We start from the raw sequence: 25,971 nt of genomic DNA, 5'->3' as shown, positions 1-25,971 counted from the left end.
CTCCCAGTAGTTCTCCAGCAGGAGGATCAGACGAAGGGAAGCCTTGTGCGCTTCGAGATCATGCGACTCGACGATGTCGACGGTACCGCCGTGGACAGCACCGTCGTGGACGCCGCCTCCGTCAACCGGATCGTGCAGCAGGCCGCAGCCCTGGGCCAGCGCATCTATATCCGCCCGGCCGAAACCTCGGCTTCGTAACGCATAACGACGCTCAAAGACGAAGCGCCCCCGCACGGAAGTCTTCCGTACGGGGGCGCTGTGGTGTCCGCCGGCGACTCAGGCGTTCTGGATGACCTGGGTGACGCCGTTGATGATCTGCTGTACGGCGATGGCGGAGAGCATCATTCCAGCGAGCCTGGTCACCAGCACCACGCCGCCGTCCTTGATGACCCGGATGATCAGCAGCGAGTAGCGCATGGCCAGCCAGAGCACGATGTGCATGGCGATGATCGCCGACCAGACCGCAAGCTGGCTTCCCACGCTGTCGGCATGCTGCACCGCGAGGATCACCGACACGATCGCACCGGGCCCTGCGAGCAGGGGCATGCCGAGCGGTACGAGTGCCACATTGACGTCCTTCGTCTGCGTCGGCTCGTCGGTCTTGCCGGTGAGCAGATCGAGCGCGATCAGCAGCAGCAGGAGTCCGCCCGCGATCATCAGGGCGGGCACGGAGACGTGCAGGTAGTCCAGGATCTGCTGACCGAGCACGCCGAAGACGGCGATCACACCGAAGGCGACGGCCACGGCCTGCAGTGCCATCCTGCGCTGCATCTTGGCGGGCCGGCCGGCGGTGAGGGCGAGGAAGATCGGGGTGATTCCGGGCGGATCCATAATCACAAAAAGCGTGAGAAAAAGGGATCCGAAGACAGCGACGTCGAACACAGTGAGCCTTGCGAGAAGAGAGCGGGATACGGCCTGAAGGAGCGCACCCCGAAGCCATGACGGCGGCCTGACGGCCGGGTGCGCGGAAGTGGAACGTGGAAGGTTGGGGACGCGGGACGCGGGGCACGCGGGGCACGCGGACGGAACAAGTGGCGTTACGCGTCCGACCGCGGGATGGGGCGGGGCTGTCCAGGGCCTCACGCCCCGGCCGCGACGCGGACCTACGCCTGCGTGGCTACGTGTACGTCATTACGCGGGGCGGGGTCCACCGGCGCCCGGCACCGGGAAGGCTCCCGTGGCGCGCCGGGTGATCTCGCCGTAGATCTCGGGGTCGGTGGTGTACTCGCCGAGCCGGACGGTCTTGTGGGTGCCGTGGTAGTCGCTGGACCCGGTCGTCAGCAGCCCCAGCTCCCGGGCGAGCCCGCGCAGCCGGGCCCTGGCCCTCTCGTCGTGGTCCATATGGTCCACCTCGATGCCGTCGAGGCCCGCGGCGGCCAGCCGGGCGATCGACGACTCCGGCACCACCTCACCGCGCTTCACGGCGAGCGGGTGGGCGAAGACGGTGACGCCACCGGCGGCCTTGACCAGCCGGATCGCGTCGAAGGGGTCGAGTTCGTGCTTCTCGGCGTAGGCGCGTCCGCCGGTGGCGAGCCATGCGGGCGTGAAGGCGTCGGACACCGACCCGACGACGCCGAGCTCGACGAGCGCGGCGGCGATGTGCGGCCGGCCCACCGATCCGTCCCCGGCGATCCTCGCGACCTGCTCCCACTCGATCGGGACACCGAGCGCCTGGAGCTTGCCCACCATCGTCCGGGCGCGTGGCACCCGGTCGTCCCGTACCAGCTCGCGTTCGCGGGCCAGCTCGGGCTCGTCGGGATCGAAGAGGTAGGCCAGCATGTGCAGGCTCACACCGTCGATCCGGCAGGAGAGCTCGGCGCCGGTGACAAGGGTGAGCCCCTCGGGGAGGGCGGCGATCGCCTCCGCGTGACCGCGCACGGTGTCGTGATCGGTGAGGGCTACGACGTCGAGACCCGCGGCCGCGGCGTTGCGCACCAGCTCGGCGGGGCTGTCCGTCCCGTCCGAAGCGGTGGAGTGGGTGTGCAGGTCGATGCGCACGACGCGTACTCCAGTGCTCGGGGCCGGACAGGGGGACGTCCCAGGATAACCGGCATTCGAGCGGCGCCCGCCGGGCCCGATGGCCCCGTGGGCGCCGGGTGCGATCGCGCGCCGGTCCGGTCGGTCTCAGTTGATCAGACGCGGGGTGAGCGCCCCGCAGGGCACCAGGTCCATCTCTCCCCCGGCCTCGCGCAGGTCGGCGAGCACCAGCTCGTCGTACATCAGGAGTCCGGACTGCTCGGGCCAGACGATCGCCCAGAGCCACAGCCCGCGCGCCTCGCCCGCGAAGACCGCGCGGTCCTCCGGCGCTCCCTTGACGTGCCAGAGCGGGGTGGGTCGGCCGGCGGCGAGCATCTTGACGTCCGGCGGGCCGTCGACGTCGAGATGCGGGCCGGGGTCGGGGCCGTCGATGCCCGCGTAACGCGCCCCGAGTCCGACGCCGAGCTCCTCGGTGACGAGCAGCAGCTCGCCGATGCCGCCGACCGGGCCGGGACCGGAGCAGGCGACGACGGTGGCGCGACCGCCGCTGCGGTCGTCACCCGCGCTCGCCACACCGGTGAACAGCCAGCCCACCGGCAATGGCCAGGGCATCCACACCGGCACCTCGGCCCGGCGTACCACCGCCGCCAGCGCCTCGACGCTGGGCGGGATGGCCGGCTGCAGCGGTTGCACACTGCCGTGCAGGGAGCACTGCCAGGTGTCGGCAAAGAGACCGGGCGCCCTGACCCGGCCTCCACACTTCGGGCAACTGGGTTCGCCCCTCATAGCGACCAACGGTCCTCCTCGACCGTCGCCGCGTCAAGGATGATCACCCGTCCGCCGTGCGGCCCCCACCTGGACATTTAGATGTAGTTTGCATTTATTAGAGTCTCTAACTTATTCTGTGCATAACACAGCGATCTAGTGGAGAGCGAGAAGCCCATGCAGGGAGAGGATCCGTTCGATCAGGGAGCGGGCAGCATCCTGCGCCAGCCGAAGGCCGTCTGGGCCACGGCGGGCGCCTCTGTCGTCGCGTTCATGGGAATCGGCCTGGTGGACCCGATTCTGCCGTCCATAGCCAAGGGCCTGGAGGCGACGCCGAGTCAGGTGTCGCTGCTCTTCACCTCGTACTTCCTGATCACCGCCGTCGCGATGCTCGTCACCGGCTTCGTGTCCAGCCGGATCGGCGGCCGCAAGACGCTGCTGACCGGCCTCGCACTCGTCGTCGTCTTCGCCGCGCTCTCCGGCACCTCGTCGTCCGTCGCCGAACTCGTCGGCTTCCGGGCCGGCTGGGGTCTGGGCAACGCGCTCTTCGTGTCGACCGCACTCGCCGTGATCGTCGGTGCGGCGGCCGGCGGCAGCGCGGCGGCGATCCTGCTGTACGAGTCGGCGCTCGGCCTCGGCATGGCCTGTGGACCGCTGCTCGGCGCCCTGCTCGGCGACGCCAGCTGGCGCTACCCGTTCTTCGGCACGGCCGCGCTGATGGCGATCGGCTTCATCTGCATCACGCTGTTCCTGAAGGAACAGCCCAGGCCCGCCAGGAAGACCTCGCTGCTCGACCCGATCAAGGCGCTCGGCCACGGGGGCCTGGCCTCCGTCGCGACCTCGGCGTTCTTCTACAACTACGCGTTCTTCACGATTCTGGCGTTCACGCCGTTCGTGCTGAACATGACGCCTTACAAGTCGGGTGCGGTCTTCTTCGTCTGGGGTCTGCTGCTCGCGGTCTTCTCGGTGCTCGTCGCCCCGCGGCTGCAGAAACGCTTCGGGTCCCTGAAGGTGCTCGGCGCCTCGCTGGTGCTGCTCGCCGCCGACCTGGTGATCCTGGGATACGGCAACCACACCGCCGCCATCGTCTGCACGATCGTCTCCGGCGCCTTCATCGGCATGAACAACACCGTCTACACGGAGCTGGCGCTCGGGGTGTCGGACGCGCCACGCCCGGTGGCGAGCGCGGGTTACAACTTCGTCCGCTGGTTCGCCGCTGCCGCCGCCCCGTATCTCGCCCCGAAGATCGAGGAGTGGAGCAACATCCACATCCCGTTCGTGGTCGCCGCGATCGCGGCCGTGGTCGGTGCGGTCGTCGTCTGGATCCGGCGTACGGCGCTGAGCCACGAGGCGGAGGAGCTGGAGCCGAAGCACGCCACCGAGGACGGTGTCACCGTCTTCGCCAACTGACCACGGCGCCGGCGTTCCCCCCGTTCCGCCCCGCCCGCGGCTCCCCCTCCTGGCCGCGCGGCGGGGCTTCCCGTACGCCCGGCCGGCCGTGGCGTACGTCTCAGTCCAGGTTCACGGAGCCACGCAGCGGATCGCGCAGATCCGTGCCGTGCGACAGCCACCGCTCCTGGAGCTCCTGCGCGCCCCGGACCCGCTTCCACGCGGCCTCGTTGTGCGTCATCGGCAACAGCGGCAGGAACCGCACCGGCTCCACGGGCGCGTCCATCTCCAGGTCCTCGACCAGTCCGCCCGGCTCGGCGACCAGTACGGAGCTGAACGGCGCCCCGGGCCATAGCGGTTCGCCCACCTCCAGCGAGGCGCCGGGGGCCACGATCACCCCCTCGACCTGCGGGGAGGCCGCCAGCACGGCCAGCGGGCGCAGCACCTTGTCGGTGTCGGCGAGTCCGGCGCGCACGGAGAGGATCAGCTCGGCGCGCGGCCCCTTCACCGGGTCCGCGAGGGTCGCGGTCGGGTCGGCCATCGGCTGTGCGGACATGCCGAGCGTGGCGTAGCGCACCACGTCGCCGTCGACGAAGCGGAGCACCTCGATGCGGTCCGTTCCGAGGAACGTCACCGCTGCGCGCGCGTCGGGTTCACCGAGGGCCGCGAGCAGTCGGGCCTCGACCAGAGCAAGAATTTCTCCCATCCCGCGAGCATAGGACGCGTATGGAACGGGCAAAGTAAAGGATTGACCCTCAGTCGGCTGATAGTCTTGGCCGCTGGTCGGGGCAGCACGCAGAAGCGTCGCTCTCAGTCTCGACGACACGTCATCCCCCACGGGGGACCGGCTGGAGGAGGTGGGGCTGCCATGGATCGAAGTCGACCGTGCAGTACCAACCGCTCTTCCGTATCTCACCTCTCTTAAGGTGATCTGAAGCCTTCTCGGTCAAGGCCCAAGGCATTGCGCACGGCGGAAGAGCACCCCCCTTTGCCTGTCTGTAGCGAATTTGCCTGTCTGTAGCGATCGCCGTCATCGTGCCGCCGCGGTGCCGCCCGCTTTGCGGACGTGAGCACACGTCCCCATTCCGGGCTGTTCCACGTGCCCGACGACGGCCCTCCGTGAAGGAGCCAGCCATGTCGATGATCCGCGACCTGCGCGCCGCCGTGCGCCCGTCCCTGCGCAAGAGCAACGCCCTGCACAACAGTTACGACACCACCCGGGACCCGTCCGCCTCCAGCGCAGTCGTCGACTGTGCGGTCTACCGCGACGGACGGCGCATGGAGAGCGGCTCCTGCCGCACGCCGCACGAGGCGATGCTCGAAGTGCGGGAGGAGGGCGGCTTCGCCTGGATCGGCCTGCACGAGCCGACCGAGGAGGAATTCGCCGGTATCGCCCGGGAGTTCGGTCTCCACCCGCTCGCCGTCGAGGACGCCGTCCACGCCCACCAGCGGCCGAAGCTGGAGCGGTACGACGACACGCTGTTCACCGTCTTCAAGACCATCCACTACGTGGAGCACGCCGAACTCACCGCGACCAGCGAGGTCGTGGAGACCGGCGAGGTGATGTGCTTCACCGGCCGGGACTTCGTCATCACCGTGCGGCACGGCGGCCACGGCTCGCTGCGCGCGCTGCGGCACCGGCTGCAGGACGACCCCGAACTGCTGGCCAAGGGGCCCTCCGCGGTCCTGCACTCCATCGCCGACCATGTGGTCGACGGCTACATCGCGGTGGCGGGCGCCGTCCAGGAGGACATCGACGAGGTGGAGATCGAGGTCTTCTCCACTCCCGCGAAGGGCAGCCCCCGCGGCTCGGACGCGGGCCGGATCTACCAGCTCAAGCGTGAGGTCCTGGAGTTCAAGCGGGCCGTATCACCGCTGCTGCGCCCGATGCAGCTGCTGAGCGAGCGGCCGATGCGGCTGATCGACCCCGACATCCAGAAGTACTTCCGTGACGTCGCCGACCACCTGGCGCGGGTGCACGAAGAGGTCATCGGCTTCGACGAACTGCTGAACTCGATCCTCCAGGCCAACCTGGCGCAGGCGACCGTCGCGCAGAACGAGGACATGCGCAAGATCACGTCCTGGGCGGCCATCGTCGCCGTACCGACGATGATCTGCGGCGTCTACGGCATGAACTTCAAGCACATGCCGGAGCTGGGCTGGCGGTACGGCTACCCGATGGTGATGGGCGTCATCGGAGCGGTCTGCTTCTCCATCCACCGCACGCTGAAGCGCAACGGCTGGCTCTAATAGAGTTGAGGTATGACTGCTGCTGCCACTGACGTGCCGCTGGGCCGGGCCCTGGTCGAGGAGGCCACGAAGAAGTCCGGCCTGATCTGGGTGCGGGGCACCGGCCCCGCACAAGCGCTGTGGCACGTATGGCACGAGGGTGCGGCGCATCTGGTCGGCGACGGCCCCGGTGAGCAGCCGCTCCCGGCCGGTCTCGTCGACGGGTCCACCGCCGAGGTGACCGTGCGCAGCAAGGACAAGGGGGGCCGGCTGATCGCCTGGACGGCCGCCGTGTCGGAACCGGCGCCGCACTCCGAGGAGTGGGAGGCCGCGGTCGCCGAGCTCAAGGGCAAGCGGCTGAACGCGCCGGACGCCGAGCAGATGACGGAGCGGTGGGCGCGCGAGTGCCGGGTGCTGCGGCTGACGCCCGGCGAGTTCCGTACGGAGCTGCCGGACGGCTCACTGGCGGCGCCGCCGCTCCCGACGTCCGCGACCACACGCCGGCCGGTGCCGGCCGGGCTGCCGCGACTGCTGAAGCGGGGCCGCAAGGGCTGAGGGGCGGAGCCTGCCCGGTCCTGTTCCCCGTTCGCCGGTCCGCAGTCCCCGGTCCGCCGGGGAAGGCGCGGTGCGACTCCGATCCGTCGTACGGACAGCGGCTCGTGCGGGCTGCGCTCAGGAGGACGTCTTGGGCAGCTGCTGTCCGTAGTCGACCGTGTCGCCCTTCGCCGGGGCCTCCAGCGGGAAGTCCCTGCCCCAGTCCGACAGCGTCACGATCCCGCCGCCGCCGCCGCGCGCGAAGCGCAGGGGATACGGCGTGCCCTCCAGCGAGACGTCGAGCGTGCCGCCCTCGCCCTTGCCGCCCGTGATCTGCACGGTCCGGGTCGCGCCGACCTTCTCCCGGTCACCCTTGTTGAGGGTGCCGTGCAGGGCGAGCAGCCCGTCGAGCAGGGTCTTCTTGTCCGTGAAGCCGCGCAGTTGCTTGTACGTGGGGTCGTCCTCGGGCACCTTCACGTACTTGTCCTCCAGCTTGTCCGCGGCCGCTCCGCCCGCGTGGCTGTCGGTGCCGGACTTCTCGCCGGACTTCTCTTCGTGGCTCCAGAACCCGGCATCCGCCTTCAGATAGAGCTCGTCACCGATCCGCAGCAGCTCGAAGGTGCTGTCCTTCGAGGTGACGGAGCCGGTACCGCCCTTCTCCCTGAGCTGCATATCGAGCGTGTACGTGCCGCCCTTGCTGACCAGCGTCCCGGCGAGGCGCACCGCGTCGGCGGAGGCCGCGGCGGCCTGCGCCTTCTTCTCGATCTCCGTGACGGCGAGCTTGCCGACGCCGTTGGTCCCCTGGTCCGGATCCTCGCCCCCGCACGCCGCGAGGGCGGCGGTCAGCCCCGCGCAGAGCGCAACGGCGAGGGTGGTCCGGCGGCGACGGATCCGGACGGGCGGGGCGGAAGAGGTCACGGGCGCACTGCCTCTCATCTGCGGGGCGGGGGTGGCAGACGGCAGCGTACCCGTGCCGTACACGCCGTCCGGCAGAGAGCCGTACGGACGGGTCCACCGGGGCAGCCCGGAGCGGTACGGGCTAGCCTGATCCCGTCATAACGGTTAATTAGCTGTCAAACGGACCGGACAGAGAAGTCGTACACGGAAGAAGGAGGCGCACCATGGCGGCAGGCGCCCCCCGGGTCTTCGTCTCGCATCTCGCCGGCGCCCCGGTGTTCGACCCCAACGGCGATCAGGTGGGCCGCCTCCGCGACCTGGTCGCGATGTTGCGGGTCGGCGGCAGGCCGCCCCGGCTGCTCGGCCTGGTCGTCGAAATGCTCAGCCGCCGCCGGATCTTTCTCCCGATCACCCGGGTCACGGGGATCGAGTCCGGTCAGGTCATCACCACCGGTGTGGTCAACATGCGGCGCTTCGAGCAGCGGCCCACCGAACGCCTGGTGCTCGGCGAGTTCCTCGACCGGCGCGTACGCCTCGTGGAGACCGGCGAGGAGGTCACCGTCCTCGATGTCGCCATCCAGCAGCTCCCGGCCCGCCGCGACTGGGAGATCGACAAGTACTTCGTACGCAAGGGCAAGGGCGGGGCACTGCGGCGCAAGGGCGAGACCCTGACGGTCGAGTGGTCGGCGGTCAGCGGGTTCTCACTGGAGGAGGACGGGCAGGGCGCCGAATCACTGGTCGCCACGTTCGAGCGGCTCCGGCCGACGGACGTGGCCAACGCACTGCACCATCTGTCGCCGAAGCGTCGCGCCGAGGTCGCGGCCGCGCTCGACGACGACCGGCTCGCCGACGTCCTGGAGGAACTGCCCGAGGACGACCAGGTGGAGATCATCGGCAAGCTCCAGGAGGAGCGCGCCGCCGACGTCCTGGAGGCCATGGACCCGGACGACGCCGCCGATCTGCTGTCCGGACTCCCCGAGGAGGACAAGGAGCGGCTGCTGACCCTGATGCGGCCGGACGACGCGGCGGACGTGCGGCGCCTCATGTCGTACGAGGAGCGGACCGCGGGCGGTCTGATGACCACCGAGCCGATCATTCTGCGGCCGGACGCGACGGTCGCCGACGCGCTCGCACGGGTCCGGCAGGCGGACCTGTCCCCGGCGCTCGCCGCCCAGGTGTACGTGTGCCGCTCCCCCGACGAGACACCGACCGGCAAGTACCTGGGCACCGCGCACTTCCAGCGGCTGCTGCGCGATCCGCCGTACGTCCTGGTCAGCTCGATCGTCGACAGCGATCTCGTCCCTCTCGCGCCGGACACTCCGCTGCCGGACGTGACGAGCTATCTGGCCGCGTACAACCTGGTCTCGGTGCCGGTGGTGGACGAGAGCGGCTCACTGCTCGGCGCGGTGACCGTCGACGACGTCCTCGACCATCTGTTGCCCGAGGACTGGCGGGAGACGGACTTCCACGGTGAGCAGGAGGCCGCCCGTGGCCGGTGAGAACCGCGTGAAAGGGGCGTCCACGGGTGCGTCGGGCATCGCGCGCCCGCCCCGTTTCCGGCTGGACCAGCCGAAGGCCCCGCGTCGGCGGCTGCTGCCCGAATACGACCCCGAGTCGTTCGGCCGGCTCTCCGAACGGATCGCCCGGTTCCTGGGCACCTGGCGCTTCATCGCCTGGATGACAGTGGTCATCATCATCTGGGTGGTGTGGAACGCCTTCGCGCCCCTGGGGTGGCGGTTCGACGGGTACCCGTTCATCTTCCTGACGCTGATCCTGTCGCTCCAGGCCTCGTACGCGGCCCCGCTGATCCTGCTCGCGCAGAACCGGCAGGCCGACCGCGACCGGGTCACCTACGAGCAGGACCGCAAGCAGAGCGAGCGCTCCATCGCGGACACCGAGTACCTCACCCGGGAGATCGCGTCCCTGCGGATGGGCCTCGGCGAGGTCGCCACCCGCGACTGGATCCGCTCCGAACTCGAAGACCTCGTGCGAGAGCTGGACGACCGCCGCCTCCTGTTCCCGGCCGAGAGTGACGAAGACCGCTGACAGGGGCTACTCACGCGTAGTGGCGGGCGCCGTAACGCCCTCCCGCCGCCCACCACCACCCTTTCAAGGAGCGCTGCGCGCACCCGTACTATCGACGTATGGCTACGGAAGACGCGGTGCTTGAGGCACTGGCGACAGTGAACGACCCCGAGATCCACCGTCCGATCACCGAGCTCGGCATGGTGAAGTCGGTCGAGATCGACGCTGACGGTGCAGTCGCTGTCACGGTCTATCTCACGGTCTCCGGCTGCCCGATGCGCGAGACGATCACCAAGAACGTGACCGAAGCGGTGGCGAAGGTCGAAGGCGTCAGCCGCGTCGACGTCACGCTCGATGTGATGAGCGACGAACAGCGCAAGGAACTCACGGCCTCGCTGCGCGGCGGCACGGCGGAGCGCGAGGTGCCGTTCGCCAAGCCCGGCTCGCTGACCCGGGTCTACGCGGTCGCGTCCGGCAAGGGCGGCGTCGGCAAGTCGTCGGTCACCGTGAACCTCGCGGCCGCAATGGCCGCCGACGGCCTCAAGGTCGGCGTCGTGGACGCGGACATCTACGGGCACAGCGTGCCCCGGATGCTCGGCGCGGACGGCAAGCCGACCCAGGTCGAGAACATGATCATGCCGCCGTCGGCGCACGGCGTGAAGGTCATCTCCATCGGCATGTTCACCCCCGGCAACACCCCGGTGGTGTGGCGCGGACCGATGCTGCACCGAGCACTCCAGCAGTTCCTCGCCGATGTGTACTGGGGCGATTTGGACGTCCTGCTGCTCGACCTGCCGCCGGGCACCGGTGACATCGCGATCTCGGTGGCGCAGCTCGTGCCGAACGCCGAGATCCTGGTCGTCACGACCCCGCAGCAGGCGGCGGCCGAGGTGGCCGAGCGGGCCGGCTCGATCGCCGTGCAGACCCACCAGAAGATCGTCGGTGTCGTCGAGAACATGTCGGGCCTGCCGTGCCCGCACTGCGACGAGATGGTCGATGTGTTCGGCACCGGGGGCGGCCAGCGGGTCGCCGAGGGCCTGACGAGGACGGTCGGCGCCGAGGTGCCCGTGCTCGGCTCCATCCCGATCGACGTACGGCTGCGCGAGGGCGGCGACGAGGGCAAGCCGGTCGTCCTGTCCGACCCCGACTCCCCGGCCGGCAAGGCGCTGCGCACCATCGCGGACAAGCTGGGGGGCCGTCAGCGCGGCCTGTCGGGCATGTCGCTGGGCATCACCCCGCGCAACAAGTTCTGAGACGTCGGGGACTGTTCTCGATCGCCGGACGGGCATGCTGTGCCAGGCTCGTCCGGCGAAACCGAGCCCGGTCGGTGACCGAGACCGCCTTCGAGACCGGTCGGCGTTCCAGGTCGTCTTCGAGCACGGCCGGCGATTCGGGCCGACGCGGCAACCAGCCTCGGGCGGTCACCGCCGTCCCTCTCGCGAGTCGTACGTCGCGACGTCGCCGACGACCGAGAAGCCCAGCCCGTATGCGCTCATCCCCCGCCCGTACGCCCCGATGTGCACCCCGTCGTGCGCCGACCCGGCCAGCACCCAGCCGAACTCGGACTCGCGGTAGTGGAACGGCACGGGGACGCCGTCCACGGGCAGTGACAGCGCCGACCACGCGGGGCCGTCCAGATCGTCGGCGAGTTCGAACGCCGTCTCCGTCTGCTGGTCCAGCCAGTCGTCGCGCAGCGAGTGGTCCAGCTGCGCGGGCCAGGTATAGGCGAGCAGACCGGACCCGGCCAGCCAGGCCGCGGAGGAGACCGTGATCGCGTCCAGCACTCCCGTACCGTCACTGCTGTGCCGTACCGGGCTGCTGCCCACCGTCACGACGACGGCGAATCGTTGTTTCTCGGTCCCCGCGTCGGCCCGTACCGACGGTTCGTCACCGTGCCCCAGGGAACCGTGCTGCACGGTGCCGTCCGCAGCGGCGGCGACCTGCATCAGCCAACGGGGTCCGGTGAATGCCTCGTCCAGTGCGTACCAGGGAAACGGAGCTGCCAGATAGCCCTCGACGACAGTCCGGGCCGCCGACACCCCTTCTGCGGCGACTGTGCCCGGCGCGTCTTCCGCGCCCACCCGACTGGTCGTCTCCATATACCCGGCCCGCCTCCTCGATCCGTTGGGTCCGGAGCGGCCCGCCCCCCACGGGCGTCCTCACAGCCGGACAGATGGAGAATAGCCATACCGTCCGGACGACTCGGGATTGACTGCCGTCAGGTGGCGTCGGCGTCGAACGGCGGGTGGTCGTCCTTCGCAGGCTGCGCACGCTTCTTGAGCAGGTCCGGAGTACCGCCGGAGCCGTTGGCGGCGGTGACCGCCGAGGCGCTCGACACGCCGCCAACGGAGTCCGCGGACTCCACGGTCGCGCTCTCCCGGCCGTTCACCGCGTCGGTGACCTCGGCCAGGTCCTTGCGCAGATCGAAGCTCTCGCGGATCTCCTTCAGCCCTAGATCGTCATTGCCGTCCATGAGCTGCTTGCGGACGAACGTCTTGGGGTTGAGGTCCTCGAACTCGAAGTCCTTGAACTCCGGACCGAGCTCCGTACGGATGTCCTCCTTGGCGCTCTCCGAGAACTCACGGACCTTGCGAATGAAGCGCGAGGCGTCCTGAATGACCTTGGGCAGCTTGTCCGGACCGAAGATCAGCACACCCATGATCGCGAGCGTCGCCAGCTCGAGTACGCCTATGTCATTGAACACCCTGTTGCTCCTTGTGTTCTCCGAGACCGTGTCGGTCGAGGTCCGGACCCGGACCACGGTACCCGCCGAAACTGCCCACGCGGTAGCGTCCGTGGCCGTCACATGCCGGTTGCCGAACCGAGGGTCAAGGAGATGGACAGGTCTTTACCACCTCGGGTCAGACCGAGGTCCAGCCGGTCGCCGGGACGGTGCGCGCGGATCTTCACAATCAGCTCCTCACCGCTGTGCACCCGCTGGCCGTCGACCTCGGTGATGATGTCCCCGGGCCGGATCCCGGCCTTGGCCCCGGGTCCGTCCGGCGTCACCGAGGGCTTGCCGGCCGCCCCCTTCGTGCCGACCTTGGCGCCGTCCCCCGTGTACTTCATGTCGAGCGTGACGCCGATCACCGGGTGGGTGGCCTTCCCGGTGTTGATCAGTTCCTCTGCGACCCGCTTGCCCTGGTTGATCGGGATGGCGAAGCCGAGACCGATGGACCCCGCCTGTCCGCCCTCGGCGCTCGAACCGCTGTCGGCGGCACGGATGGCGCTGTTGATACCTATGACATGGGCATCGGTGTCGACGAGCGGACCGCCGGAGTTGCCCGGGTTGATCGGGGCATCGGTCTGCAGCGCGTCGACGTAACTGACGTCGCTGCCGTCGCCCTTCTCGCCGCCCGCGGTGATCGGCCGGCCCTTGGCGCTGATGATGCCGGAGGTGACGGTGTTGGACAGGTCGAAGGGGGCGCCGATGGCCACCACGGGGTCGCCGACCCGCACGTTGTCGGAGTTGCCCAGCGGCAGCGGCTTGAGGCCGGAGACGCCGGTGACCTTGACCACGGCCAGGTCGTAGCCGCTGTCCTTGCCGACGATCTCGGCGCGCGCGGTCTCGCCACCGCTGAACGTCACGGTGATGTCGCCGGAGGACCCGGCCGGGGCGACGACGTGGTTGTTGGTGAGGATGTGGCCGGAATTGTCGAGCACGAAGCCGGTGCCGGTGCCGGATTCGGTGGTGCCGCTGACATGGAGGGTGACCACGCTGGGCAGCGCGCTGGCGGCGATACCCGCGACGCTGTCGGGGGCGCGGCCCCCGCTGTTCCGGCCGGCCTGCGGAAGCTCGACCTGGGTGAGGCCGCCGTTGCGCTCGATGTAGGCGCCGATGCCACCGCCGATGCCGCCCGCCACCAGTGCGAGCAGCACGGCGCCGATGAGGAGGGAGCCACGACGGTTCTTCTTACGGCCGGTGTCGGCCCCGAGCGGCGGGCCCGGGTTCGTCAGCGGCTGCCGGGGCGCACCCCAGGGGTCGTACTGGAGCCACTGCGTCGACTGGGGCTGCGTCTGAGGCTGCTGCGGGAGCGAGGGAGGGGGCGTGGGCATGTGCATGGGTGGGGGTGTGAAACCAGGTGCGGTGGGTGCTGCAGGCGGGGTGGGGCCGGTGGGGATGCCCGCGCCGTTCGTCCCGGCGTACTGCGGGGGTACGGGGGTGCCGTGCGCGGGGGTCGGGACCGGTCGCTGTACGGGTGGTGCGGGTGCCCAGGGGCCGGGTCCGCCGTAGGGCGGGGTGCTGTACTCGTCGGGCTGGTGCAGCGGCGTCGCGGGCCGCGCGGCCGGTACGGACGCCATGGGCTCGGGCGTGGGCGCTTCCGTCATGTCTGTCACGGCCGTCTCGTCCGTCGCTTCGGCCGTGGGTGCCGTGTCCTGTACGGGGGACGGCCCGTCCGGCACTGTGCGGGTGGTGCGTCCCGGCGCGGGCCGGCTCCACCATTTCGCCTTCGGTCCGGCGGACTTCCCGTCTTCCATGATCTCCCCGCAACTGCCGCAACTGGCCTCTGCACGCCCCCGCAGGGGCGTCCCTCCCGGAACTGCTCCCGGAATTCAACCAGGTTTGCGAATATCTGCGCAGACCCCGGTCAGCGCCGGGCGGAAAGCGGCAGACCGCGGTCGGCGGGGGTGGGGAGGACCGAGGCCGACGGCTGCGCCCAGGACGGCGGGGCGGAAGGGGCGGGGGGCTGCGGGGCGAGCCGCCCGAGCACCCGCGCGAAGAGCGGGGACGTGCCGGTCGGGCGTATCAGCGGTGGCGCGGACACATTGGTCAGGACCGGGACGCCGAAGGTGTTCCCGGTCAGGGTTCCGGATGTCAGGGTTCCGGGCGCGAGGGTCCCGGACGCCAGGCTTCCGGACGCGAGGTCTTTGGGCACGAGGGTTGCGGAGGAGAGCAGTGCGGGGGCCGTGGCGGGCGCCGCCGGTGTGACCTCGGACACGGACGGCGGGGCGACGGCGGTCGCGCTGTCGCCCGCCTCCGTAGCGGCGAGCGCGCCCTGACCGCCACCGTTGCGACGGCTCACCGAGCCGTTGCTCTCGCCTCGCGAAGCGGCGTCGAGCGGGGTCACCGCGTTTCCGGCGCCCGCGGCGCGGGCCGGGGCGCTGGAACCCGCGCCCGTCGGCAGCGCACCGCCCAGGGCGATGGCCGCCAGCGATACGGCGCTGGCCGCGGCGAAGGCGAACCTCCGGCCGCGCCACGGCGACCGGTCCGGCTCGCGGCCCACCTCATGGATGCGGAAGCCCGAACGGGAGGACGGCCCACCCGGCAGTACGGCGGTCGAGCCGTGCGGGAGCGGAGCGAAGCCGAAGCTCCCCAGTGGTGAACTCCCCGGCGAATCGCTGCGGCTGCCGGGCTGCTGGATCACCGGGAAAAGCCCGTCGGCGAAACGCCCGGAGCCGCCGGATGGTCTTCCCTGGCCGTCGTCGTCACCCCCCGGACCCCCGGGAAGGCCCTGCAGCCGGGCAAGGAAGCCCTCGGACGGCGAAGGCGGGGCGGACTGAGCGAAGACGCTCTTCAGGCGCCGCTGTGCGGCTGCCTCGGCCTTGCACTTGGCGCAGGTCGCGAGGTGGGCGAGCACCCGCTCACGGGCATCGTGTTTCAACTCGCCGTCGATAAGCGCGGCGAGCCGGTCCCCCAGATGCTGCTCCGCGGGGGTCGGGCTTGTGCCACTCACGCCGCTCCGCCCTCCCCTGCCAGGATCGCGCCCGCCAGCGAGCGCTGCTCGGCACGGGCCTCGGGCGAACGGTGCTGCAGCGCCTTGCGCAGGTGCGAGCGACCGCGGTGGATACGGCTGCGCACGGTGCCGAGCTTCACGCCCAGCGTCGCGGCGATCTCCTCGTACGAGAGGCCCTCGATGTCACAGAGCACGACGGCGGCACGGAATTCGGGCGCGAGGGTGTCCAGCGCCTGCTGCACGTCCGCGTCGAAATGCGTGTCGTTGAAGACCTGCTGCGGGGACGGTTCACGGCTCGGCAGCCGCTCGGCGGCGTCGTCGCCGAGGGAGTCGAAGCGGATCCGCTGCTTACGACGGACCATGTCCAGGAACAGATTGGTCGTGATGCGGTGCAGCCAGCCCTCGAAGGTGCCCGGCGTATAGGTGGACAGCGACCGGAACACGCGGACGAAGACCTCCTGCGTGAGGTCCTCCGCATCGTGCTGGTTGCCCGTCAGCCGGTAGGCGAGGCGGTAGACACGGCCGCTGTGCGTGCTGACGATCTCTTCCCATGAAGGCGGCGTCCACACCTGGGAGTCCGCATCGGAGGCGAAGGTCGCGGTCGGTGCGGAATCGTTGGAAGAACGGTCAGCGATGTTGGTCACGGATTTCGGCTCACCCGCCGATCCGAGGAAGCGCCGCAGCACTCCTCTCCGATCCACAGGCGCAGCCGCACCTCCCCTATCGGCTCTGGTGGTGTCCAGCGGAGCCCCTACCATAGCCACCTCGCCCGTTAGCTCCGGATAAGCCTTTTTCCTGCTGGGGCCGGGGATCACCCCGGGAACCGCCGGCCCATGGCCCCGGACCCGATCCGCGGGCCGATTCCATGCGCTTTCCCCTGCCCTTGCACAACGCCCGGTCCCATCTGCGGGTTCCCGGGCGCAGCGGATACAGTCACCGTTGCGCCAACTACGGGGACAGGAGAGGGTCATTACCGCCAACCGGCAGACGAGCTGGGCGTTCGCCGACGCCTTTGTCGCCGAGGACGAAGCATTGCACTGGGCCCGGGACCGGGCCCGGGAGGCAGGACTTCGCTCGGTGTCCCCAGGTACCGGCGCCGCGCTGCGCTTGCTCGCTGCCACGACGGACGCCAAAGCGGTGGCCGAAATCGGGACGGGGACCGGCGTGTCCGGGCTCTATCTGCTGCACGGCATGCGGCCCGACGGGGTGCTGACCACGGTCGACCCCGAGCCCGAACGCCAGCAGTTCGCCCGTGAGGCGTTCCGGGCCGCGGGGTTCGCCGCCAACCGGGCCCGCTTCATTCCCGGCCGCGCCCTGGACGTGCTGCCGCGACTCGCGGACGGCGGATACGACCTCGTGTTCTGCGACGGCGACCGGCTGGAGAGCCTGGACTGTCTCGCTGAATCGTTGCGCCTGCTGCGGCCCGGCGGCCTGGTCTGCTTCGAGGGAGTCTTCGCCAACGGCCGTACGGTCGACTCCGCGGCGCAGCCCGCGGAGGTATTGCGGCTGCGGGAGCTGCTGCGGGCCGTACGGGAGAGCCAGGAGCTGATGGCGACGCTGCTGCCCGTGGGCGACGGCTTGCTGTGCGCGGTGCGCAGGGGCTGACGCCCCCGGAACAGGGTCGGTGCCGAGGCCGGTGCCGGGGTCGTGCTCCTGCCCGGGCGACCCGGCGCCCCAGGAGTGCCATCAATCGTCGGACGGGCTTGATCCACGGGTCCGGATCCCCGGGCGCACCGGCTGCGGATGCACCACTGCCCCGGCACGGTCACCGTGCCGGGGCAGTGGAGAAGTGTGGGCGCCTCTGCTCAGCCGACGACCTTCTTGAGGGCATCGCCGAGTGCATCGGCCTCGTCCGGAGTCAGCTCCACGACAAGCCGACCGCCGCCTTCGAGCGGAACGCGCATGACGATGCCCCGCCCCTCCTTTGTCACCTCGAGCGGGCCGTCGCCCGTCCGCGGCTTCATGGCCGCCATGCTCGTTCCCCTTCCTGAAACCAGCTCATCGCAACCGGCGGCCCCATGACAGGCGCTGTGTCACCGGCATCGAACACATTGCTTCATGGCCATTATCCCGCATCACAGACCCCGATGACCAACATCGGTCGGCATCGCTTGCGCAACGCGCTCTCTCAAAACCACCCAATTCGGCGATCGAGCTGCGATACTCCGCCCCCCGCGCCCCTTCATCGGAGCGCAATTGTTAGACGCAGGTCACATGTTCGCTCCGGCCCGAGTCGGCCATGCTTGCCTGGACAGGCATTGCCCGAGGTGCAGAGGGGACAGCGAAATGGCCGACCAGATGGCGGACAGCGTGCTCCATGAAGTGAGCGACGGACTCGCGACGATCACGATCAACCGCCCCGACGCGATGAACGCCATGAACGCCGAGGCCAAGGTGGCACTCCGTGACGCGCTGCAGTCCGCGGCGGCCGACACGGCCGTACGGGCCGTTCTGCTCACCGCGACCGGGCGCGCCTTCTGCGTCGGCCAGGATCTGAAGGAGCACGTCGGCAAGCTCGCCGAGGCCCGTGAGTCCGGCGGCGGCAACGCGCTGAGCACCGTGCAGGAGCACTACAACCCGATCGTGCGGGCCATCACCGAGATGCCCAAGCCGGTCGTCGCCGGGGTGAACGGTGTCGCGGCCGGGGCCGGTTTCGGGTTCGCGCTGGCCTGCGACTACCGGGTGGTCGCCGACACCGCCTCGTTCAACACGTCCTTCGCCGGTGTCGCCCTGACTGCCGACTCGGGCGTCTCCTGGACGCTGCCCCGTCTGATCGGGCAGAGCCGCGCCGCCGATCTGCTGCTCTTCCCGCGGTCGATCTCCGCGCAGGACGCCCACGAGCTGGGCATCGTGAACAAGCTGGTGCCCGCGGCCGACCTGGCCGCCGAGGCCGCCGGTGTGGCCCGCGCCCTGGCGTCCGGTCCCACGGTGGCGTACGCCGCGCTCAAGGAGTCCCTGGCCTACGGCGCCGCTCACACCCTGAGCGAGGCGCTGGAGAAGGAGGGCGAACTCCAGACGAAGGCGGGCGCGTCCGAGGACCACACGATCGCGGTGCAGGCGTTCCTGAACAAGGAGAAGCCGAAGTACCTCGGGCGGTAGCCGCCCTGCCGACCAGGCCTACGCCCCCGCTCCTCCGCGTGCCACGCAGTCGGCCAGGTGGTCGTCGACCAGGCCGCAGGCCTGCATCAGGGCGTAGGCCGTCGTGGGTCCGACGAACCGGATCCCGCGCTTCTTGAGGTCCTTGGCCAGCGCCGTGGACTCCGGAGTGACCGCGGCGACGTCTTCGACGGTGCGCGGGGCCGGACGGCCGGCCGGGTCGGGGGCGTGGGACCAGATCAGGTCGTCCAGCTCGCCCGGGCGCCAGTCGGCCAGGACCTTGGCGTTGGCGAGGGTCGCCTCGATCTTCGCCCGGTTGCGGATGATCCCGGTGTCGGCGAGGAGCCGCTCCTTGTCGGCATCGGTGAACTCCGCCACGGCAGGGATCTTGAACCCGGCGAAGGCGGAGCGGAAGCCCTCTCGGCGGCGCAGGATCGTCAGCCAGGAGAGGCCGGACTGGAACGCCTCCAGGCAGAGCCGTTCGAACAGGGCGTCGTCGCCGTGGACGGACTTGCCCCATTCGGTGTCGTGGTACGCGAGGTAGTCCTCGGTGGAGAGCCCCCAGGGGCAGCGCAGTCCGCCGTCCGGGGCCGTCTGTGCGCCGCCGCTCATCGCCGGGGCTCCTCTCCGGTTCGCTGGGGCTGTCCGGGCGTTTGCCACGGATCGGGCCGGGGGTCCTGCCGGAGGTCCCGCTGCGGCGCCTGCCAGGCGTCGCGCTGCGGATCGGACCGGGTGGCCTGCCAAGGGCCCTGTCCGGGGTCCTGCCGGGGTTCCTGCCGGGGTTCCCGGCCCGGCGCCTCCCACGGCGCCTTCGGGCGGTCCTCGGGGCGCTCCGTGGCCGGCTGCGGCCGGTCCTCCGGCCGCTTGAGGAGATCGGGGCCGCCGACCGCGGTCGCCTGCGCCCCGGCCAGCGCCGACTCCAGCTCCGCGATCCGCGCGTCCCGCTCGGCGAGCTCGGCGCCGAGTCTGCCGAGCACCTCGTCGACATCCGTCATGCGGTAGCCGCGTACGGTCACGGGCAGCCGCACCGCCTCGACGTCCGCGCGACCGACCGGACGCGTCGCGGGCAGCGGGTCGGTCAGCTGCTCGGGCGCCACGTCCTGCAGGACGGCGCTCTTCCCTCCGCCGACCACCGCGAGGGTGACCGCGGCCACGACCACCACCATCGCCAGCAGCAAGAACCAGAACACGCGTATCTCCCCAAGAGCGGAAACCTGTCCGAGTCCGATCGTGCCATGCGGTACCGACAGTTAGGGTCGCAGGCGACCCACGGGCGATCTATCCAGAGGAGATACACGGGATGCGAAGCGGTGCGCTCAGGCTCGGGCGGCGTGAATTCGGTGCGCACGAGCCGGTGATCATGGCGATCGTGAACCGTACCCCGGACTCCTTCTACGACCAGGGCGCGACCTTCCGGGACGAGCCCGCGCTCGCCCGGGTCGAGCAGGCGATCGCGGACGGCGCGGCGATCGTCGACATCGGGGGCGTGAAGGCGGGCCCCGGTGAAGAGGTGACCGCCGAGGAGGAGGCCCGTCGCACGGTGGGCTTCGTCGCGGAGGTGCGGCGCCGCCACCCGGACGTGGTGATCAGCGTCGACACCTGGCGCCACGACGTCGGCGAGGCGGTCTGCGAGGCCGGTGCCGACGTGCTGAACGACGCGTGGGGCGGCGTCGACCCGAGGCTCGCGGACGTCGCCGCGCGCTACGGCGCCGGTCTGGTGTGTACGCACGCGGGCGGCGCCGAACCGCGGACCCGGCCGCACCGGGTCGCGTACGACGACGTGATGGCGGACATCCTGCGCGTGACGGCGGGGCTGGCCGAGCGGGCGGTCGGGCTCGGGGTGCGGCCGGACGGGATCATGATCGACCCCGGTCACGACTTCGGGAAGAACACCCGGCATTCCCTGGAGGCGACGCGCCGGCTCGACGAGATGACGGAGACCGGCTGGCCCGTCCTCGTATCGCTGTCCAACAAGGACTTCGTCGGCGAGACGCTCGACCGGCCGGTGAAGGAACGGTTGCTCGGGACGCTCGCGACGACGGCCGTGTCGGCGTGGCTGGGGGCGCGGGTGTACCGGGTGCACGAGGTGGCGGAGACGCGGCAGGTGCTGGACATGGTCGCGTCCATCGCCGGCCACCGGGAACCCGCGGTCGCGCGGCGCGGACTGGCCTGACCGATCGGGGCTCCGCCCCGGACCCGCTCCTCGATCGCCGGAGGGGCTTGGGAACGCCCGTGCGGAGCCCCCGGTTCCAGAGGCCTGTCCGTGTCCGGCCCTGCTCCGCCGGAGAGGTGCCCGGTGGACAGGTGCCCGATGGACAGGTGCCTAGTGGCGGACCCGGCCGACCTCCTTCGTGACGAGGTTGACCGCCTCGTCGACGTCGTCGGTGACGTGGAACAGCAGCAGGTCGTGCTCCGACGCCTTGCCCTGTGCCACCACCGTGTCCCGCAGCCAGTCCACGAGCCCGCTCCAGTACGCGGTGCCGAACAGCACGATCGGGAAGCGGGTGACCTTGCCCGTCTGGACGAGGGTGAGGGCCTCGAAGAGTTCGTCCAGGGTGCCGAGGCCGCCCGGCAGGACGACGAAGCCCTGTGCGTACTTCACGAACATCGTCTTGCGGACGAAGAAGTAGCGGAAGTTGACGCCGATGTCGACGTGCGGGTTGAGGCCGGACTCGAAGGGCAGCTCGATGCCGAGTCCGACCGAGATGCCCTTCGCCTCCCGGGCTCCCTTGTTCGCCGCCTCCATGGCTCCGGGGCCGCCTCCGGTGATCACCGCGAAGCCGGCCTCGACCAGGGCCTTGCCGATCCGTACGCCCGCCTCGTAGTCCGGGCCGCCGGCCGGGGTGCGGGCCGAGCCGAAGACGCTGATGGCACTCGGCAGCTCGGCGAGGGCGCCGAACCCTTCGACGAACTCCGACTGGATGCGCATCACCCGCCAGGGATCGGTGTGCACCCACTCGGAATCGCCTTCGGTGTCCAGCAGCCGCTGGTCGGTGGTGCCGGGCTGCACCTGGTCCCTGCGGCGGAGCACCGGCCCCTGCCGCTGCTCCTCGGGGACGTGCGCTCCCTCGGGGTTGCCCATGACCTGCTCCCTCCGACGATCGATGACCATCACCGATGACCATCTGTGTCAGGTCAGGGTAGATCGACGGAGGTTACGACGAGGGGAATACCGTGGGTCAGCCGGTGAGCCAGGAGCGGAGGCGTTCCTCGCAGTGGGTGATCCGGTCGACCGCCACGTGCTCGTTGCGCTTGTGCGCGAGGAGCGGGTCGCCGGGGCCGTAGTTCACCGCGGGGACGCCGAGGGAGCTGAAGCGGGAGACGTCCGTCCAGCCGAACTTGGGCTTGGCGGTGCCGCCGACCGCCGCCATGAACGCCTTGGCCGCCGGGTGGGAGAGGCCGGGCATGGCCGCGCCCGAGTGGTCGTCGACGATGAATTCGGCGACGCCACAGTCCGCGAAGACCTCGTGGACGTGGGCGAGCGCCTCTTCGGCGGTGCGGTCGGGGGCGTACCGGTAGTTGACGACGACGGTGCAGGCGTCGGGGATGACGTTGTTGGCGACGCCGCCCTCGATCCGTACCGCGTTGAGGCCCTCGTGGTATTCGAGTCCGTCGATGACCGGGCGGCGCGGTTCGTACGCGGCGAGGCGGGCCAGGATCGGGGCGGCGGCGTGGATGGCGTTGGACCCCATCCAGCCGCGCGCGGAGTGGGCCCGCTCACCCTCGGTGCGGAGGAAGACCCGCAGGGTGCCCTGGCAGCCGCCCTCGACCTCGGCGTCGGAGCCCTCCAGGAGTACGGCGAAGTCACCCGCCAGCCAGTCGGGGTGCGCGGCGGCGACGTGGCCGAGTCCGTTGAGGTGCGCGGCGACCTCTTCGTTGTCGTAGAAGACGAAGGTGAGGTCGCGGTTGGGCTCGGGCACGGTCGCGGCGATCCTCAGCTGCACGGCGACGCCCGACTTCATGTCGGAGGTGCCGCAGCCCCACAGCAGGCCGTCGTCGTCGAGCCGGGACGGCACGTTGTCGGCGATCGGCACGGTGTCGATGTGTCCGGCGAGCACGACCCGCTCGGCACGGCCCAGGTCCGTCCGCGCCACGATGTTGTTGCCGTGCCGGTCGACGGTCAGGTGCCCCAGGGTGCGCAGCGCCGACTCGATCGCGTCGGCGAGGTCCTTCTCCTGACCGCTGACCGACGGGAAGTCGACGAGTCGGGCGGTGAGCGCGGGGCCGTCCAGGGTGAGATCAAGCGTGCTTTCGGGCATGGAACCGACCCTAGACGAACGGAACCGTCCCCGGGAGGCTGGGCCTGTCCGACCCCGATCCGCCGGACAGGCCCTGGGGCCCTCGGACCCGGCCGGGCACTCCAGTACGGTGGCCCCGTGCCTCGGAACGTCTCCCCCGCCCGCCGCCACACCCGCCGCTCCCGCCTCCTGCGCGTCACGGCCGCCTTTGGCGTGCTCGCCGCGCTGGGCGGCTATCTGACCGTGAAGTACGTATCCGGCAGCCGGGTCACCGAAGGGTGCACCGTGAAGTCCGCCGACGGTTCGCCCGGCCAGGGCCGTACGTACCGGCTGAGTCCGGAGCAGGCTTCGAACGCCGCGACGATCTCCGCGGTCGGGACCTCGCGCGGGATGCCGGAGCGCGCGGTGACGATCGCGCTGGCGACCGCGCTGCAGGAGTCGGCACTGCGCAACATCGACCACGGCGACCGGGACTCGCTGGGGCTGTTCCAGCAGCGTCCCTCGCAGGGCTGGGGCACCGAGAAGCAGATCCTGGACCCGGTCTACTCCGCCGGGGAGTTCTACCGGCACCTGGCCGAGGTTCCCGGCTATTCGCGGCTGCCGCTGACGGTCGCCGCGCAGCGGGTCCAGCGCAGTGGCTTCCCGCAGGCGTACGCGAAGCACGAGCCGGACGCGGCGTTGCTGGCGGCCGCGCTGACCGGCCGTACGCCCGCCGCGCTGAACTGCACGCCGCCGCGGACGACGGCCGCGAAGGCCGACGCGGCGAAGGTGCGGGCCGAGCTGGTGCGCGACTTCGGCAAGGACGTGCTGCCCGCGGAGCGGCCGTCGGCGCGGCGGGACGGCAAGGGCACGGCCGGTGCGTCGGCGACGGCGGCGCGCACGGTCTCGGTGCCGGTGCGGGCGGCCCGCGCTTCCGAAAGCGACGCCCCGTCACGGCGCGGCTGGGAGCTCGCGCACTGGGCGGTCGCGCGGTCCGAGGCGCTCCACTTGGACGAGGTCGCGTACGCGGACCGGGTGTGGAGGGCCGGGGACGGCTGGCGGACGGTGCGTACGGACGGTACGGACGGCAAGGGCCCGGGCACCAGCGAGGTCCGCATGGGGCTCGCGCCGTAGTCGACCGGTGCGGTAGGCGACTGATGCCGTAGTCGTCCAGCAGTGCGAGGAGTCACCCGCAGGGGTTGTCCGCTCCCTCCGGAACATCCATGCGCGCACCCCTTCCCAGAACCTCTCCCTCACCGCCCAATTGCCCTGCGCACAACGAGAAGTGACGGCTCATCTGCCGCTCCGGGAATGCACCGTCCGCCCGGGTTCGTCCATGGCGGATTATGTGACGCATTGCCGACTCTTTACCTCGGCGTACCGCAACCTCCCCCACCCTTACGACGGTTGTCATTGCGTCCGATCAACGGACAGACCGATCCCTCATCTCCCTCATTCCGTCGAAGGAGCATCATGTCCCTCCCCCTGACCCGCCGGATCGCCCGTGCCGCGCTGCTGATCGCCGCGGGTGCAGCCCCCGTGGTCGGTGCGGCCGGAGCCGCAGGTGCCGCGGCGCTCCCGCAGACCCCGGAGCTCGGCGGTCTGACCACCGTCGACGGCGCCGGCCTCGGCAAGACGGTCGACGGCGCGTCGCAGCAGGGCACCAAGGCCGCGGGCGAGACCGGCGGCAAGATCGTCGGGACGGCCCTCCCGGCGGCGGGCAGGACCGTCGGCAAGGCCGGCGCCCAGGCCGCTCCCGCCGTGCAGGGCGCCGCCGGCGGTGCCGCGGGCAGCGCGGGCAAGGTCCTCGGCGGCGCCGCCGGTGCAACGACCCAGGGCGGCCTGCCCACTCAGGGTCTGCCGATCGGCTGACCCGCACCGGCCACCGGCCGGCGCGTCACCCATGCGAGGGGCCTCGGGAGTGCGCACTCCCGAGGCCCCTCGCATGGGATGCCGGCGATCAGGCCAGCCGCTTGACCGCGGCGGCCACCCGCTCGTCCGTCGCCGTGAACGCCACGCGTACGAAGCGGTCACCGGCCGGCCCGTAGAAGTCGCCCGGCGCCACCAGGACGCCGAGTTCCGCCAGGTAGGCCACGGTCTCCCAGCACGGCTCGTCGCGCGTCGCCCACAGGTACAGGCTCGCCTCGCTGTGCTCGATGCGGAAGCCGTGCGCCTCCAGCGCCGCGCGCAGGGCCGCGCGCCGCTCCGCGTACCGGGTCCGCTGCTCGGCGACGTGCTCGTCGTCGCCGAGCGCCGCGATCGTCGCCGCCTGGACCGGGGCGGGCGTCATCATGCCGCCGTGCTTGCGGATCAGCAGCAGCTCGCCGAGCACGGCCGCGTCGCCCGCGATGAAGGCCGCGCGGTATCCGGCCAGGTTGGAGCGCTTGGAGAGCGAGTGGACGGCGACGACGCCCTCGTACGTACCGCCGCAGACATCCGGGTGCAGTACGGAGACGGGTTCGGCCTCCCAGCCCAGCTCCAGGTAGCACTCGTCACTGAAGACCAGTACGCCGTGCTCGCGCGCCCAGGCGACGATCCGGGTCAGCTCCTCCTTGGACAGGACACGACCGGTCGGGTTGGACGGAGAGTTGAGCCAGAGCAGCTTCAGCCCGGCCGGGTCCAGCTCGGTGGGGTCGTCGTAGACGACGGGCTCGGCGCCGCAGAGCCGGGCGCCCACCTCGTACGTCGGGTAGGCGAGGCGCGGGTACGCCACCTTGTCGCCCGCGCCGAGACCGAGCTGGGTCGGCAGCCAGGCCACCAGCTCCTTGGAGCCGACGACCGGCAGGACGTTCTCGTGTGCCACGGAGACCGCGCCGAGCCGCCGCTCCACCCAGCCGGTGATCGCGTCGCGCAGCTCGGCGGTCCCCCACACCGTCGGATAGCCGGGGCTGTCCGCGGCGGCGACGAGCGCCTGCTGGATCAGCTCGGGCACCGGGTCGACGGGCGTGCCGACGGACAGGTCCACGATGCCGTCCGGGTGGGCAGCGGCCGTCGACTTGTAGGGCGCGAGCTTGTCCCAGGGGAAGACCGGGAGACGGGAGGAGACTGCGGACACGGATCTCTGCTTTCTCGTACGGGGGTTCCGAGGACGACTCGGGCCGCTCCGGCGGCAAAAACGCCTCGGTCCCGTACGGAGACGAGCCGTACGGGACCGAGGCGGCGCACCT

General features: G+C 70.8%; 27 protein-coding genes and 1 pseudogene. 12 read left to right on the top strand and 16 right to left on the bottom strand.

The genetic code is table 11. The annotated features are described in order from the left end of the window. The first annotated feature begins 45 nt into the window (after nucleotides 1–45). Nucleotides 46–198, top strand: a complete 153-nt coding sequence (locus OG306_RS25435; protein ID WP_266905512.1) for a hypothetical protein — start codon at nucleotides 46–48, stop codon at nucleotides 196–198. Nucleotides 199–276: 78 nt separating this feature from the next. Here OG306_RS25435 and OG306_RS25430 read toward each other — a convergent pair whose 3' ends face one another. The 3 genes from OG306_RS25430 to OG306_RS25420 all read right to left on the bottom strand — a co-directional run bounded on the left by OG306_RS25430 (nucleotide 277) and on the right by OG306_RS25420 (nucleotide 2,763). Continuing rightward, nucleotides 277–882, bottom strand: coding sequence for a MarC family protein (locus tag OG306_RS25430; RefSeq protein WP_266748380.1), 606 nt, complete (start codon nucleotides 880–882; stop codon nucleotides 277–279). Nucleotides 883–1,131: 249 nt separating this feature from the next. Next, complete coding sequence (locus OG306_RS25425; protein WP_266748379.1) at nucleotides 1,132–1,998, bottom strand: PHP domain-containing protein; 867 nt, start codon at nucleotides 1,996–1,998, stop codon at nucleotides 1,132–1,134. A 126-nt stretch (nucleotides 1,999–2,124) separates the two neighbouring features. Next, a complete protein-coding gene (locus OG306_RS25420) occupies nucleotides 2,125–2,763 on the bottom strand; it encodes a DUF6758 family protein (protein WP_266748378.1) in 639 nt (212 codons plus the stop codon). A gap of 156 nt (nucleotides 2,764–2,919) precedes the next feature. Between OG306_RS25420 and OG306_RS25415 the strand changes: the two genes are divergently transcribed. Beyond that, a complete protein-coding gene (locus OG306_RS25415; protein WP_266748377.1) occupies nucleotides 2,920–4,152 on the top strand; it encodes an MFS transporter in 1,233 nt (410 codons plus the stop codon). A gap of 100 nt (nucleotides 4,153–4,252) precedes the next feature. On the opposite strand, the gene OG306_RS25410 is transcribed toward OG306_RS25415, so the two are convergent. Next, nucleotides 4,253–4,837 carry a suppressor of fused domain protein gene (locus OG306_RS25410; RefSeq protein WP_266748376.1) on the bottom strand — a complete coding sequence of 195 codons (585 nt, stop codon included), beginning with the start codon at nucleotides 4,835–4,837 and terminating at the stop codon, nucleotides 4,253–4,255. A gap of 428 nt (nucleotides 4,838–5,265) precedes the next feature. On the opposite strand from OG306_RS25410, the gene OG306_RS25405 reads away from it, so the two are divergent. Together OG306_RS25405 and OG306_RS25400 are read left to right on the top strand one after the other, a co-directional pair. Further along, complete coding sequence (locus OG306_RS25405) at nucleotides 5,266–6,381, top strand: magnesium and cobalt transport protein CorA (protein WP_266748375.1); 1,116 nt, start codon at nucleotides 5,266–5,268, stop codon at nucleotides 6,379–6,381. 12 nt (nucleotides 6,382–6,393) lie between these two features. Next, nucleotides 6,394–6,915, top strand: coding sequence for a hypothetical protein (locus OG306_RS25400; RefSeq protein ID WP_266748374.1), 522 nt, complete (start codon nucleotides 6,394–6,396; stop codon nucleotides 6,913–6,915). A gap of 117 nt (nucleotides 6,916–7,032) precedes the next feature. On the opposite strand, the gene OG306_RS25395 is transcribed toward OG306_RS25400, so the two are convergent. Beyond that, on the bottom strand, nucleotides 7,033–7,812 hold the full coding sequence (locus OG306_RS25395) for a hypothetical protein (protein ID WP_371665640.1): 780 nt from the start codon (nucleotides 7,810–7,812) through the stop codon (nucleotides 7,033–7,035). 203 nt (nucleotides 7,813–8,015) lie between these two features. Between OG306_RS25395 and OG306_RS25390 the strand changes: the two genes are divergently transcribed. From OG306_RS25390 to OG306_RS25380, 3 genes are all read left to right on the top strand, one after another. After that, nucleotides 8,016–9,290 (top strand): magnesium transporter MgtE N-terminal domain-containing protein, encoded by a 1,275-nt coding sequence (locus tag OG306_RS25390; protein ID WP_266748372.1) that lies wholly within the window; start codon nucleotides 8,016–8,018, stop codon nucleotides 9,288–9,290. Next, entirely contained in the window at nucleotides 9,280–9,837 is a 558-nt protein-coding gene (locus tag OG306_RS25385; protein WP_266748371.1) for a DUF1003 domain-containing protein, read from the top strand. Before OG306_RS25390 ends, OG306_RS25385 begins: the two co-directional genes overlap by 11 nt. Before the next feature lie 98 nt (nucleotides 9,838–9,935). Next, on the top strand, nucleotides 9,936–11,069 hold the full coding sequence (locus OG306_RS25380; protein WP_266748370.1) for an Mrp/NBP35 family ATP-binding protein: 1,134 nt from the start codon (nucleotides 9,936–9,938) through the stop codon (nucleotides 11,067–11,069). 168 nt (nucleotides 11,070–11,237) lie between these two features. On the opposite strand, the gene OG306_RS25375 is transcribed toward OG306_RS25380, so the two are convergent. The 5 genes from OG306_RS25375 to sigE all read right to left on the bottom strand — a co-directional run bounded on the left by OG306_RS25375 (nucleotide 11,238) and on the right by sigE (nucleotide 16,249). Then, nucleotides 11,238–11,915, bottom strand: coding sequence for a hypothetical protein (locus tag OG306_RS25375; RefSeq protein WP_266748369.1), 678 nt, complete (start codon nucleotides 11,913–11,915; stop codon nucleotides 11,238–11,240). Nucleotides 11,916–12,034: 119 nt separating this feature from the next. Further along, nucleotides 12,035–12,520: a sec-independent translocase gene (locus OG306_RS25370; protein ID WP_266748368.1), complete on the bottom strand. Its 486-nt coding sequence runs from the start codon at nucleotides 12,518–12,520 to the stop codon at nucleotides 12,035–12,037. Nucleotides 12,521–12,618: 98 nt separating this feature from the next. Beyond that, nucleotides 12,619–14,295, bottom strand: coding sequence for a S1C family serine protease (locus tag OG306_RS25365; protein ID WP_371665639.1), 1,677 nt, complete (start codon nucleotides 14,293–14,295; stop codon nucleotides 12,619–12,621). A gap of 110 nt (nucleotides 14,296–14,405) precedes the next feature. After that, the gene (locus tag OG306_RS25360) at nucleotides 14,406–15,491 is read right to left on the bottom strand and encodes a zf-HC2 domain-containing protein (RefSeq protein WP_266748366.1); all 1,086 of its coding nucleotides are present in this window, start codon (nucleotides 15,489–15,491) and stop codon (nucleotides 14,406–14,408) included. Further along, entirely contained in the window at nucleotides 15,488–16,249 is a 762-nt protein-coding gene (sigE, locus tag OG306_RS25355) for an RNA polymerase sigma factor SigE (RefSeq protein WP_266752413.1), read from the bottom strand. Before sigE ends, OG306_RS25360 begins: the two co-directional genes overlap by 4 nt. Before the next feature lie 181 nt (nucleotides 16,250–16,430). Here sigE and OG306_RS25350 point away from each other — a divergent pair, with 181 nt between their 5' ends. After that, nucleotides 16,431–17,096 (top strand): O-methyltransferase, encoded by a 666-nt coding sequence (locus OG306_RS25350; protein ID WP_266748365.1) that lies wholly within the window; start codon nucleotides 16,431–16,433, stop codon nucleotides 17,094–17,096. 200 nt (nucleotides 17,097–17,296) lie between these two features. Here the strand turns inward: OG306_RS25350 and OG306_RS25345 are convergent, their stop codons facing one another. Beyond that, entirely contained in the window at nucleotides 17,297–17,464 is a 168-nt protein-coding gene (locus OG306_RS25345) for a DUF3117 domain-containing protein (protein WP_003966491.1), read from the bottom strand. A gap of 313 nt (nucleotides 17,465–17,777) precedes the next feature. On the opposite strand from OG306_RS25345, the gene OG306_RS25340 reads away from it, so the two are divergent. After that, nucleotides 17,778–18,590: an enoyl-CoA hydratase/isomerase family protein gene (locus OG306_RS25340; protein ID WP_266748364.1), complete on the top strand. Its 813-nt coding sequence runs from the start codon at nucleotides 17,778–17,780 to the stop codon at nucleotides 18,588–18,590. A gap of 18 nt (nucleotides 18,591–18,608) precedes the next feature. On the opposite strand, the gene OG306_RS25335 is transcribed toward OG306_RS25340, so the two are convergent. Both OG306_RS25335 and OG306_RS25330 read right to left on the bottom strand, forming a co-directional pair. Beyond that, nucleotides 18,609–19,199 carry a DNA-3-methyladenine glycosylase I gene (locus OG306_RS25335; protein WP_266748363.1) on the bottom strand — a complete coding sequence of 197 codons (591 nt, stop codon included), beginning with the start codon at nucleotides 19,197–19,199 and terminating at the stop codon, nucleotides 18,609–18,611. A gap of 241 nt (nucleotides 19,200–19,440) precedes the next feature. Further along, a pseudogene (locus tag OG306_RS25330) lies at nucleotides 19,441–19,777 on the bottom strand (DivIVA domain-containing protein); the annotation flags it as partial. A 110-nt stretch (nucleotides 19,778–19,887) separates the two neighbouring features. Here OG306_RS25330 and folP point away from each other — a divergent pair. Next, the gene (gene folP, locus OG306_RS25325; RefSeq protein ID WP_266748362.1) at nucleotides 19,888–20,760 is read left to right on the top strand and encodes a dihydropteroate synthase; all 873 of its coding nucleotides are present in this window, start codon (nucleotides 19,888–19,890) and stop codon (nucleotides 20,758–20,760) included. 150 nt (nucleotides 20,761–20,910) lie between these two features. On the opposite strand, the gene OG306_RS25320 is transcribed toward folP, so the two are convergent. Both OG306_RS25320 and dapE read right to left on the bottom strand, forming a co-directional pair. Further along, nucleotides 20,911–21,669: a TIGR00730 family Rossman fold protein gene (locus OG306_RS25320; RefSeq protein ID WP_266748361.1), complete on the bottom strand. Its 759-nt coding sequence runs from the start codon at nucleotides 21,667–21,669 to the stop codon at nucleotides 20,911–20,913. A gap of 97 nt (nucleotides 21,670–21,766) precedes the next feature. Then, the gene (gene dapE, locus OG306_RS25315) at nucleotides 21,767–22,846 is read right to left on the bottom strand and encodes a succinyl-diaminopimelate desuccinylase (protein ID WP_266748360.1); all 1,080 of its coding nucleotides are present in this window, start codon (nucleotides 22,844–22,846) and stop codon (nucleotides 21,767–21,769) included. Between the two features lie 117 nt (nucleotides 22,847–22,963). On the opposite strand from dapE, the gene OG306_RS25310 reads away from it, so the two are divergent. Together OG306_RS25310 and OG306_RS25305 are read left to right on the top strand one after the other, a co-directional pair. After that, a complete protein-coding gene (locus OG306_RS25310) occupies nucleotides 22,964–23,938 on the top strand; it encodes a hypothetical protein (RefSeq protein ID WP_266748359.1) in 975 nt (324 codons plus the stop codon). 339 nt (nucleotides 23,939–24,277) lie between these two features. Next, nucleotides 24,278–24,676: an ATP-binding protein gene (locus tag OG306_RS25305; protein ID WP_371665638.1), complete on the top strand. Its 399-nt coding sequence runs from the start codon at nucleotides 24,278–24,280 to the stop codon at nucleotides 24,674–24,676. Nucleotides 24,677–24,764: 88 nt separating this feature from the next. Here OG306_RS25305 and dapC read toward each other — a convergent pair whose 3' ends face one another. Continuing rightward, nucleotides 24,765–25,859 (bottom strand): succinyldiaminopimelate transaminase, encoded by a 1,095-nt coding sequence (dapC, locus tag OG306_RS25300; RefSeq protein ID WP_266748357.1) that lies wholly within the window; start codon nucleotides 25,857–25,859, stop codon nucleotides 24,765–24,767. Nucleotides 25,860–25,971 lie beyond the last annotated feature (112 nt).

The sequence above is a fragment of the Streptomyces sp. NBC_01241 genome, from assembly GCF_041435435.1.
Taxonomy (GTDB): domain Bacteria; phylum Actinomycetota; class Actinomycetes; order Streptomycetales; family Streptomycetaceae; genus Streptomyces.
This window is presented reverse-complemented; position numbering and strand designations above follow the sequence as displayed.